The following is a 10301-nucleotide window of genomic DNA, read 5'->3' as shown; positions in this document are numbered from 1 at the left end:
TGCCCGCTTTGACGCCCCAAAACACGCCAGAGGGCGTTGCAAATGCGCGCCGTAGCCCGAGCTACGGCTGTGCTTTGCGCCTACTCGGGCGCGTTTTGGGGCGCCCCTTCGGGCACGCCCAATTCCCTCTCAGCCTCTGATCGCAGCCCGGTAAAATCGCGCGTTTCACACTCTGACGCATTTTCATGACTGCTTGGGTCCTTCCGGATCACATTGCCGATGTGCTGCCTGCCGAGGCGCGCCACATCGAAGACCTGCGTCGACGCATGCTCGATACGGCCAACGCCTATGGCTATGAATTGGTCATACCGCCGCTCATCGAACACCTCGAATCGTTGCTGACGGGTACGGGCGAAGCCCTGGACCTGCAGACGTTCAAGCTCGTCGACCAATTGTCCGGGCGCATGCTCGGGGTACGTGCCGACACGACGCCGCAGGTGGCGCGGATCGATGCGCACCTGCTCAATCGTGCGGGGGTTACCCGGCTCTGCTACTGCGGGCCGGTGTTGCGCACCCGTCCCGACCGCCCACATGCCAGCCGTGAGCCGCTGCAGTTCGGCGCCGAACTCTATGGGCACGCGGGGCTCGAGGCGGACCTCGAGGTCGTCTCGCTCGCGCTCGACGGGCTGACTCAGGCTCGGGTCGGCTCGCTGACCGTGGACTTGGGTGACGCGCGGATCCTGCGCTCGATTCTGGCGGGATCTGTGCTCGACCCGATCGAACAGACTGCCCTCAATGCCGCCCTAGCCGCCAAAGACGGGCAAGAGGTGGCCGGCCTCGCGCGGGGCCTCGGAGTGGAGGTGCAGCAGGCGCTGCGCGCCTTGGTGGATCTGTACGGGGACGCTTCGGTGCTCGACGAGGCGCAGCGATGCCTCGCAGGCTTCCCCGGTGTGGCCGCGGCGCTCGATGCGCTGCGCTGGATGGCGCAGCATGTCGACGGGGCCACGGTGACCTTCGATCTGGCCGACGCGAGCGGCTACGCCTACTACAGCGGCGTGCGCTTCACGGTCTACGCCGAACCGGCGGGCGAGGCGCTGGCTCGGGGCGGTCGCTACGATGGGGTGGGCGCTGTGTTTGCCCGGCGCGCCACGGCCGCGGTGCGTCCCGCCGTGGGTTTCAGCCTGGATTTGAAAGCGGTCGTGGCGGCAGCGCAGCAGCGGGGACCCAAGCCCGCAATCCGTGCGCCTTGGGGGCAGGGAGAGCATCTGCGCGCAGCGATCGCCTCGTTGCGCGGTCGGGGTGAGACGGTGGTTTGCATGTTGCCCGGCCACGAGAGCGAAATCGATGAATTTTTCTGCGACCGGGAACTGGTGGAAGTCGCGGGCCACTGGATCGTTCGCGCCATTTGACCATCGGACCTGAATGAACATGACCAAAGGAAGAAACGTCGTCGTCGTCGGCACCCAGTGGGGCGACGAGGGCAAGGGCAAGCTCGTCGACTGGCTGACCGAAAGCGCGCAGGGTGTCGTGCGCTTTCAAGGCGGCCACAACGCGGGCCACACGCTCGTCATCAACGGCGTGAAGACCGCTTTGCACCTGATTCCGAGCGGCATCATGCGCGCGGGCGTCAAGTGCTACATCGGCAACGGCGTGGTGCTGTCGGTCGGCAAACTGCTCGAGGAAATCGAGGGGCTCGAGCGCGCGGGGGTAGAGGTGCGTTCGCGCTTGCGCGTGAGCGAGGCCTGCCCGCTGATTCTGCCTTTCCATGTCGCGCTCGACGTGGCTCGGGAGGCTGCGCGCGAGCAGGGCGGCTCGGAAAAAATCGGCACCACGGGACGCGGCATTGGGCCAGCGTATGAGGACAAGATCGCGCGGCGTGCGCTGCGGGTGCAGGACCTGCGCCACCCCGAGCGCTTCGCGGCGCGTCTGCGCGAGCTGCTGCGCTTGCACAATCATGTGCTGACCACCTTTCTGGGCTCACGCTCGTTTTCGTTTGGCGAAGCGTTGGCACCGTATATGGCCGATGGCGAGGTGCAGTTCGAGCCGGTCTATGAGGAGGCAATGCGCCAGGCGCAGGCGCTCGCGCCCATGATTGCCGACGTTTCGCGCGAGCTCAACGACGCGCACCTGCAGGGCGCAAACCTGCTGTTCGAAGGCGCTCAGGGCACCTTGCTCGACGTCGACCACGGCACCTACCCGTATGTCACTTCGAGCAATTGCGTGGCGGGCAACGCCGCGGCGGGCGCAGGGGTCGGGCCCAGCATGCTGCACTACGTGCTCGGCATCACCAAGGCCTATTGCACCCGCGTGGGCGGCGGGCCGTTCCCGACCGAACTCGACTGGCAAACCCCGGGCACACCGGGCTACCACATGGCGACTGTCGGTGCCGAAAAGGGCACGACGACCGGACGCAGCCGCCGCTGCGGCTGGTTCGATGCGGCTTTGCTCAAACGCAGCGCGCAGGTCAACGGGCTCTCGGGCCTATGCATCACCAAGCTCGACGTGCTCGACGGCTTGAGCGAGCTGAAACTGTGCGTGGGCTACGAGCTCGACGGCCAGACGACCGACATCCTGCCGCTCGGCGCCGACGAAATCGCCCGCTGCACGCCGATTTACGAGACGCTCGACGGCTGGAGCGAGTCCACCGTGGGCGTGACCCGGCTCGAGGACCTGCCCGTGAACGCGCGGCTGTATCTGCAACGCATCGCGCATGCGACGGGTGTGCCGATCCACATCGTCTCGACCAGCCCGGACCGCGACCACACGATCATGGTCCGCCACCCCTTCCTGCCGGACTGATTTTCAAGCAAAAACCCCGGTAGCCCGGCATAAAACGGTCAATGGACGCTACAGATTCAGGAGTAAATACGATGTTGACGGAAGACGGCAAGCACCTCTATGTGAGCTACGACGAGTACCACAACCTCATCGAAAAGCTCGCGATCAAGATTCACCAATCGGGCTGGCCGTTCGACACCATTCTGTGCCTGGCGCGGGGCGGTATGCGGCCCGGCGACATCCTCTCAAGGATCTTCGACAAGCCGCTGGCCATCATGTCGACCAGTTCCTACCGTGCCGAGGCTGGGACGGTGCAGGGGCATCTCGACATTGCGCGCTACATCACCACGCCCAAAGGCGAAATCGCCGGACGGGTGTTGCTGGTCGACGACCTCGCAGACTCGGGCCATACGCTCAAGGCCGTGGTCGATATGCTGCGCACCAACTACCAACCCATCACCGAGTTGCGCACGGCGGTGATCTGGACCAAAGGCGTCTCGTCTTTTGCGCCCGATTATTCAGTCGAGTTCCTCCCGACCAACCCCTGGATCCATCAGCCCTTCGAGTACTACGACTCGATGACGCCGGAGAAGCTGCTCGAAAAGTGGAAGGTCTGAGAGGCTGAGAGGGAATCGGTCATGCCCGCTTTGACGTCCCAAAACACGCCCGAGGGCGTTGCAAATGCGCGCCGTAGCCCGAGCTACGGCTGTGCTTTGCGCCTACTCGGACGCGCTTTGTGGCGCCTCTTCGGGCACGCCCAATTCCCTCTCAGCCTCTGAGGCCCTGGCGCGGGAGCTGCGGGCATGGTCGATCCACGCGATGAACGGACGGGTTCCGCGCCGCCGGACCGGGGCTGGTCGCTCGCGACGGCGTTGATCCATCATCCCTACCGTCCTCCGGCCGGGTTCGATGCGCCGCAGCCGGGGGTATTCAAAGCCTCCACGGTGTTCTTTCCGTCGGTGGCGGCGATGCGCGCGCGGCACTGGAGCGACCGGCGTGGCTACACCTACGGCTTGCACGGCACGCCGACCAGCTTCACGCTGCAGGAGCGACTGGCGACCCTCGAAGGGGGGAGCCATTGCACGCTCGCGCCCAGCGGTCTCGCGGCCATTGCACTGGTGGATTTGAGCCTTTTGGCAGCGGGGGACGAGGTGTTGCTGCCCCAGAATGCCTACGGCCCCGGGCTTGCTTTGGCACGCGACGAGTTGGCCCGCTATGGCATCGGGCACCGGCTGTACGACCCCTTGCGGCCCGAGTCCTTGAGCGAATCCTGGGGGCCGCGCGTGCGACTGGTTTGGGTCGAGGCCGCGGGCTCGGTGACGATGGAGTTTCCCGACCTGGTCGCACTCGTCGAGCGCAGCCATCGATCCGGCGCGCTCGTCGCCCTCGACAACACCTGGGGCGCGGGCCTGGCTTTTCGGCCGTTTGACCTCGTGCCGGGGCGTTCGGCGGGCCAGGAGCTGGGGGTCGACCTCAGTGTCCATGCCCTTACGAAATACCCCAGCGGCGGCGGAGACGTGCTCATGGGCAGCGTCGTGACGCGCGATGCCGTCTTGCACCGGCGCATCGAGCAAACCCATATGCGGCTGGGCCTCGGCGTCGGGGCCAACGATGTCGAAGCCGTGCTGCGCGCCCTGCCCAGTTTGGAACTGCGCTATGACGCGCAAGACGCCGCAGCGCGCACGCTGGCTCGCTGGTGCGCGCGCCGCAGCGATGTGTTTGCGCAGGTCTTGCATCCGGCGCTCGAGGGCTCACCCGGCCATGCGCATTGGCGGGCCTCGTGCTGCACCGCCCAGCGGCCCGAGGGACGCGCCGCCGGCCTGTTCAGCGTGATTTTCGATGCGCGCTACAGCCAGGCTCAGGTCGATGCGTTTTGTGACGCGCTGCGCTGCTTTCGCCTGGGCTACAGCTGGGGTGGGCCGGTCAGTTTGGTGATGCCCTACGACATTCAAAGTTTGCGCGAGCCCTGGCCGGCGCATCTGGCCCGAGGCTCGCTCGTGCGTTTCTCGGTGGGGCTCGAAGCGGTCGAGGATTTGCAGCGGGACCTCGAGCAAGGCCTGCGAGCGCTCGAACGCCACGCTGACTCCGGGCAAGGCTGACGCCATTCCTGCCGCAGCCGGCATCGGCCATGGGTTTATCGGGTCGGTGTTTTCTCTAGTGTCGATCCGGCATGAATCAGCGTACGCTGATGTTTGATTTTTATCAAACGCATTGGCGCTCGACATGTCTCATACGCTCACTTCGACCCAAACCGACACCGCCGCGTCGGGCCAAGCCACCGGCGCCGCACCATACGAGGCGAGTCCGGCGCACGCGGAGCCGGTGCCTTATTTCCCGCCGCCGCCCGTGGGGCCGCGCGCGGTGTTCCGGCCGCTTGGGTTTTCCTCGCCGCTGCAATGGTTGACCCGAGGGTGGGCCGACTTTCGCGCGCATCCGGGCATCGGGCTGTTCTATGGGCTGTGTTTTTGGGCCATGGCGGTGGTCTTGGCCGGTGTCTTCCAAACCAAGCCCGAATACACCATGTCGATCGCCTCGGGCTGCTTGCTCGTCGGGCCGTTCCTGGCGCTGGGTCTTTATGAGGTGAGCCGCCGGCGCGAGCGCGGCGAGCCGGTGCGCCTGATGGACTCACTCCTCGCTTGGCGTGGTCACGTCAAGAGCATGGGGATGCTGGTGCTGGTCTTCATGGTGCTCGAACTGCTCTGGGGCCGGGCTTCGCTCGTGGTCTTTGCGGTCTTTTTCAACACCGGCCTGCCGTCGACGGCGGGCGTGATCGAGGCCGTCTTCAACCCGGAGAACCTGGAGTTCGTCCTGGTTTATCTGGCGGTGGGGTCGGTGTTTGCGCTGCTCGTGTTTGCGACGTCTGTCGTTTCCATCCCGATGATTCTCGATCGGGACACGGATGCGATCACGGCCGCCATCCAGAGCATCCGGGTCTTTTACGAGCACCCGGGGGTGCTGCTGTTTTGGGGGGCGCTCATCGCCGTGTTGGTCTTCGTGTCGCTGTTGCCGCTGGGGGCGGGCCTGGTGTTGACCGGCCCGCTGCTCGGCCATGCGACCTGGCACGCGTACCGGGATGTCATCGAGTGGCAAGAAGCGGAAGAGGGCGCGGCCCGCTGAACTGCTACATTGCAGAGCCAAACCACCCTGCCGCGCCACCGATCGAGCCTCATCGAGTCGCTCCTCAGCGCCGGCCCAACCGAGAACTGCACATTGGCAACCCCGAACTACGGCTACGAGAAACGTCAGAAAGAGCTGGCGAAGAAGCGCAAGAAAGAGGAAAAGCTCAAGGCCAAGGCCGAGCGCAAGCACGGCGGCCCGGATGACGCCGGGGCCGAGTCGGCCTTGTCGAACGACGCGTCCGCCGCGACCCCCGGGGCCGAAGCCTCTGACCGTGGGCTCTCCGGCACCAGCGTGGCATAGGTCGGGGCGGAATCAGGGCCGGTGAGGGCGCTCGCCCGCCGCCGCATGTACCGAGCACCTGGGGCAGGGCTGGCCTTGCCCAGAAACTGCGTCTTCACCCCTGCAGCAACTGCGCAGCGGCTTCGTCGAAGCTGCGTGCCGTCGGGTCGGGCAGGGCCAGCGTTGGCGCGGTTGCGAAGGCGGCAAAGTTGTGGGCGGTCGATCGCTCGTAACCCGGGTCGTAGTGCAAGGCGAGCAAGCTGCGAACCAGCGTCTCGAATGCCCCGCTCCGGGCGGCGGCTTGCCACTGTTCGACCTGTTCGCGGCCCCGCAGCACGGTCAAGGCTTCGAGCCTTCGGCAGAGGTAATCGACGTCCTGGGTGAGTTGCGGGTAATCCTCGAGCAGCAGCGCCACGCGACCCGAAAGAGGCATTTCCAGGCGCACGCAGGGGCTGCGGCGCATGGACTGAATCAAGGGCTCGGGCACGAACACGTTGCCGACCTTCTTGCTTTCGGCCTCGACGTAGACCGGCTCCTCGGGCCGGAAGTGCCTCAACGCGTCCCAGAGCAGACTCTCGAAGCGTTTCTGGCTGGGCTGCGGCTGCCCCGGCACGGCACCCAGCACGGAGCTGCGATGGCAGGCGAGCGCCTCGAGATCGAGCACCTGCGCGCCGGCGCGGCCGAGGGCATGCAACAAGCGGGTCTTGCCCGTACCCGTGGGGCCGCAAATGACGCGAAAGCTCAAGCACTCGGCGCGTGCGGCGAGGTCTTCGAGCATGGCTTTGCGAAAGGCCTTGTACCCGCCCTCGATCACGCCAACCCGAAAGCCGATCTGGCCCAGCACCAGGGCCAGCGCGTTGCTGCGTTTGCCGCCGCGCCAGCAGTAGATGAGCGGGCGCCAGTCGCGCGGTTTGTCGAGCACTTCCCGCTCGATGTGCGCAGCGATGTTGCGCGCGACGAGCGCGGCGCCGATTTTCTGCGCTTCGAAGGCGCTGACCTGTTTGTAGAGGGTGCCCACGCGGACGCGCTCCTCGTCGCGCAAAGACGGCCAGTTTTGGGCGCCGGGCAGGTGGTCGTGTGCCCACTCGGACTCGCTGCGGGCATCGATGATGGTGTGGTAGCTGCCTAGGCTTTGCACGGCCTCGGCGGCGGGGATCAGGTGCACACTCATCGCAGCAGCTTTCGTAGTTGGGGCCAGACGTTGTCGAGCATGATCGCTTGGGCTTTTTCGTTGGGGTGGATCTGGTCGGCTTGAAACAGCGCCGCTGCTTCGGGCACGTCCGCCACGTTTTTGAGGAAGAAGGGCACGAGCGCCGCGCGCCGCTCGCGAGCGACTTCACGAAACACCTCGGCAAAGCGGCGCGCGTAGTCGGCGCCGTAATTGGGCGGCACCTGCATGCCCAGCAGCAGGACGCGCGCGCCGGACGCCTGAGCGAGGCTGGTCATGGCGAGCAGATGCTCGCGTGTCTGCGCGAGGTCGAGGCCGCGCAGGGCATCGTTGCCGCCGAGTTCGATGATGACCACGTCGGGCTTGTGCTGCTCGAGCAGCGGGGCCAGCCGTGCGCGGCCGCCCGCCGTCGTGTCGCCGCTGATGCTGGCGTTGATCACCCGGGCCGGCACGCCTTCGGCGCGCAGCCGCGCATCGAGCAGCGCGACCCAGCCGCGTCCGCGCGGCAGACCGTACTCGGCGCTCAGCGAATCCCCCACCACGAGGATGACCTTCGCCGTCGCCGCCAAACTCGGGCGCAGCGCAAATCCCGCGGCAGCGAGGGCTCCTCCCGAGACGATAAAGTGTCGACGTATCAATTTCGTTCCTTGTTCCATGACCCCTTCCCAGACCGCGATGATTTCGGTCGAGCACCTCACCAAAGCCGTCCAGGATTCCACCGGGACGCTCACGATTTTGCGCGATGTCGATTTCCAGGTCGCAGCGGGCGAAACGGTCGCCATCGTCGGGGCGTCGGGCTCGGGCAAAAGCACGCTGCTGTCCCTGATCGCGGGGCTCGACCCGCCGACCGCGGGCACGGTTCGGATCGACGGGCTCGATCTCTACGCGCGATCGGAAGACGACCGGGCGGCGGTGCGCGCGCAGCGCATGGGGTTCGTTTTTCAAAGCTTTCAGTTGCTGGGCAGCCTCAGCGCGCTCGAAAACGTCATGCTGCCGCTGGAACTGGCCGGCCGGCGCGACGCACGGCGGCGGGCAGCGGCCATGCTCGAGCGCGTGGGGCTGGGGCAGCGACTCAACCATTACCCCAAGGTGCTGTCGGGCGGGGAGCAGCAACGGGTGGCGCTTGCGCGCGCCTTCGTCACCGAGCCCACGGTGTTGCTGGCCGACGAGCCCACGGGCAGCCTCGACTTCGCCACCGGCGAGACCATCATGGAGTTGATGTTCGAGCTCAACCGCGCGCAGAAAACGACGCTGCTGCTCGTGACCCACGACCGGGCCATCGCCGAGCGCTGCCAACGGCGGCTGACGATCGAGGCGGGTCGGCTCGTCTCGGACAGTGCGGCGGTAGAGTCTTTGGGCGACCTGCCGGCGTAAATCGGCGCTTCTTTGCTTCTGTTTCAGGAGCGCGATAATGGCCGCCATGACCCAGAAAAAAGTGCTGTTTGGCTTTCACGCCGTAGGCGTCCGCTTGAAAGTGGCCCCCGAGTCCGTGGTCGAGGTGTTTTTCGACGCCTCGCGCCGCGATGCGCGCATGCGCCACTTCCTCGAGCGCGCCCGGGAAGCCGGGGTGCGCCTGACCGAGTCCGACGGCTTGCGGCTCTCCAAACTCAGCGGTGGGCACGGCCACCAAGGCATCGTGGCCCATGTGCAGCCGCTGCCGCAGACCACCTCACTCGACGAACTGCTCGAGCAGGTCGAGGCCCGGGGCGAAGCGCCGCTGCTATTGGTGCTCGATGGCATCACCGATCCGCACAACCTCGGTGCCTGCCTGCGCGTGGCCGACGGGGCGGGCGCGCACGCCGTGATCGCGCCGAAGGACCATGCCGCCGGCATCAACGCCACCGTCGCCAAGGTCGCCAGCGGCGCGGCTGAGACCGTGCCGTATTTCATGGTGACCAACCTTGCGCGCACCCTCAACGAGCTCAAGGAACGCGCCATCTGGATCATCGGCACCAGCGACGACGCCCCGCAAACGCTCTTTCAGGCCGACCTGCGCGGCCCCGTGGCGCTGGTGCTCGGCGCCGAAGGCGAGGGTATGCGTCAGCTCACCCGCAAGACCTGTGACGCGCTGGTGTCCATCCCCATGCGCGGGGCGGTCGAAAGCCTCAACGTCTCGGTGGCCAGTGGCGTGTGCCTGTACGAGGCCCTGAGACAACGCACATCACGATGAAAATGAAAGCACTCATGCACCGTCTGGCGCTGGGGTTCGGTGTTTTTTTGCTCGCATCCTGCACGCAGGAGCAGCAGAACAAGATCAGCCGCGACATCCAGAACTGGACCGGCACCAACGGCGTGGTCGAGATCTACGCCGGCGACAAGCTGGTGCGCCGCTTCCTCAAGGTCGACAAACTCAGCACCGCCATGGGCACCGACGACGGCAAGCCGCGCGCCTACCGTTACGGCTACGGCGTGCTCGACGAAAACCTCAACTTCGTCGCCGACCCCGGCGAGAAAAAGGTCTACTTCGAAGTCAGCGACTACGCCACCTACGTCCTGTTCGAAAACCCGCGCTGAGAAGTTCAGCCTCGTCAAGTTCAAGAACCGGGTCGCGCTGGACCGCACGGGCGAGACGCGCTATGAGAGCCAGCGCGCGCGGCGCTGAAGCCCACCCTGGAGGCCTCACGCACGGCCACGGAGGCGCGGCCCGAGCCCCTCAGGCTCGCGCCGACACCGCTGCAGCGACCGCCAGAAAGCCGAGCGTCATGTTCACCAGGACGAGCACGCGGATGCGGTTGAGCACCGCCGCTGCGGCGGGCCACTGACGGGCATCGACGGCGCGGCAGAGCGCCCGGTAGAGGCCACCGTAGATGAAGCTGAAGATCACCGCCATCAGCAGGCCGATGGCGAGCATCAGATGCCAGCCCATAGGAGCCTGCCCCATGCCGACCTGCAGGAGCAACCACACGCCGCTGGCCACCAGCGCCACCACCGCCACGGCCACCATGCGGAAAAATCGGCCCAACGCCTGCGCCATCAGTGGCAGACGTTGCGGCGGCTCCAGCACCTGCGTCGCCGC

General features: G+C 66.3%; 12 protein-coding genes. 9 read left to right on the top strand and 3 right to left on the bottom strand.

Annotated elements, in window-relative coordinates; translation table 11 throughout:
* Positions 1 to 185 precede the first annotated feature (185 nt).
* The 6 genes from JHC36_RS07065 to JHC36_RS07040 all read left to right on the top strand — a co-directional run bounded on the left by JHC36_RS07065 (position 186) and on the right by JHC36_RS07040 (position 6138).
* Positions 186 to 1349 carry an ATP phosphoribosyltransferase regulatory subunit gene (locus JHC36_RS07065; protein ID WP_287917628.1) on the top strand — a complete coding sequence of 388 codons (1164 nt, stop codon included), beginning with the start codon at positions 186 to 188 and terminating at the stop codon, positions 1347 to 1349.
* Between the two features lie 13 nt (positions 1350 to 1362).
* Positions 1363 to 2739: an adenylosuccinate synthase gene (locus JHC36_RS07060; RefSeq protein ID WP_287917625.1), complete on the top strand. Its 1377-nt coding sequence runs from the start codon at positions 1363 to 1365 to the stop codon at positions 2737 to 2739.
* A gap of 71 nt (positions 2740 to 2810) precedes the next feature.
* Positions 2811 to 3335 carry a phosphoribosyltransferase gene (locus tag JHC36_RS07055; RefSeq protein WP_287917623.1) on the top strand — a complete coding sequence of 175 codons (525 nt, stop codon included), beginning with the start codon at positions 2811 to 2813 and terminating at the stop codon, positions 3333 to 3335.
* Between the two features lie 186 nt (positions 3336 to 3521).
* Positions 3522 to 4817: a PLP-dependent transferase gene (locus JHC36_RS07050; protein ID WP_287917622.1), complete on the top strand. Its 1296-nt coding sequence runs from the start codon at positions 3522 to 3524 to the stop codon at positions 4815 to 4817.
* Between the two features lie 124 nt (positions 4818 to 4941).
* Positions 4942 to 5835, top strand: coding sequence for a DUF2189 domain-containing protein (locus JHC36_RS07045; protein ID WP_287917619.1), 894 nt, complete (start codon positions 4942 to 4944; stop codon positions 5833 to 5835).
* A gap of 93 nt (positions 5836 to 5928) precedes the next feature.
* Positions 5929 to 6138 (top strand): hypothetical protein, encoded by a 210-nt coding sequence (locus tag JHC36_RS07040; protein ID WP_287917616.1) that lies wholly within the window; start codon positions 5929 to 5931, stop codon positions 6136 to 6138.
* A 94-nt stretch (positions 6139 to 6232) separates the two neighbouring features.
* Here JHC36_RS07040 and mnmH read toward each other — a convergent pair whose 3' ends face one another.
* Together mnmH and JHC36_RS07030 are read right to left on the bottom strand one after the other, a co-directional pair.
* Positions 6233 to 7288: a tRNA 2-selenouridine(34) synthase MnmH gene (gene mnmH, locus JHC36_RS07035; protein ID WP_124221831.1), complete on the bottom strand. Its 1056-nt coding sequence runs from the start codon at positions 7286 to 7288 to the stop codon at positions 6233 to 6235.
* Positions 7285 to 7941 (bottom strand): arylesterase, encoded by a 657-nt coding sequence (locus JHC36_RS07030; protein WP_287917613.1) that lies wholly within the window; start codon positions 7939 to 7941, stop codon positions 7285 to 7287. Before JHC36_RS07030 ends, mnmH begins: the two co-directional genes overlap by 4 nt.
* Here JHC36_RS07030 and JHC36_RS07025 point away from each other — a divergent pair.
* Genes JHC36_RS07025 through JHC36_RS07015 form a run of 3 tightly spaced genes read left to right on the top strand, consistent with a single transcriptional unit; the run spans position 7940 to position 9799 of the window.
* A complete protein-coding gene (locus tag JHC36_RS07025) occupies positions 7940 to 8659 on the top strand; it encodes an ABC transporter ATP-binding protein (RefSeq protein WP_287917610.1) in 720 nt (239 codons plus the stop codon). The two genes, JHC36_RS07030 and JHC36_RS07025, sit on opposite strands and share 2 nt — an antisense overlap.
* A gap of 46 nt (positions 8660 to 8705) precedes the next feature.
* Entirely contained in the window at positions 8706 to 9455 is a 750-nt protein-coding gene (gene rlmB, locus JHC36_RS07020) for a 23S rRNA (guanosine(2251)-2'-O)-methyltransferase RlmB (RefSeq protein WP_287917607.1), read from the top strand.
* Positions 9452 to 9799 (top strand): hypothetical protein, encoded by a 348-nt coding sequence (locus JHC36_RS07015; protein WP_287917604.1) that lies wholly within the window; start codon positions 9452 to 9454, stop codon positions 9797 to 9799. The genes rlmB and JHC36_RS07015 overlap by 4 nt, the downstream gene beginning before the upstream one ends.
* A 139-nt stretch (positions 9800 to 9938) precedes the next feature.
* Here the strand turns inward: JHC36_RS07015 and JHC36_RS07010 are convergent.
* Positions 9939 to 10301 (bottom strand): CopD family protein (locus tag JHC36_RS07010; protein ID WP_287917602.1); only part of this gene is annotated, 363 nt, incomplete at its 5' end.

Origin of the sequence: Tibeticola sp., assembly GCF_022759015.1 — a bacterium.
In the GTDB taxonomy this organism is placed as follows: domain Bacteria; phylum Pseudomonadota; class Gammaproteobacteria; order Burkholderiales; family Burkholderiaceae_C; genus Tibeticola; species Tibeticola sediminis.
The sequence above is the reverse complement of the archived record's forward strand: the minus strand, read 5'-3'. Positions and strand labels throughout refer to the sequence as shown.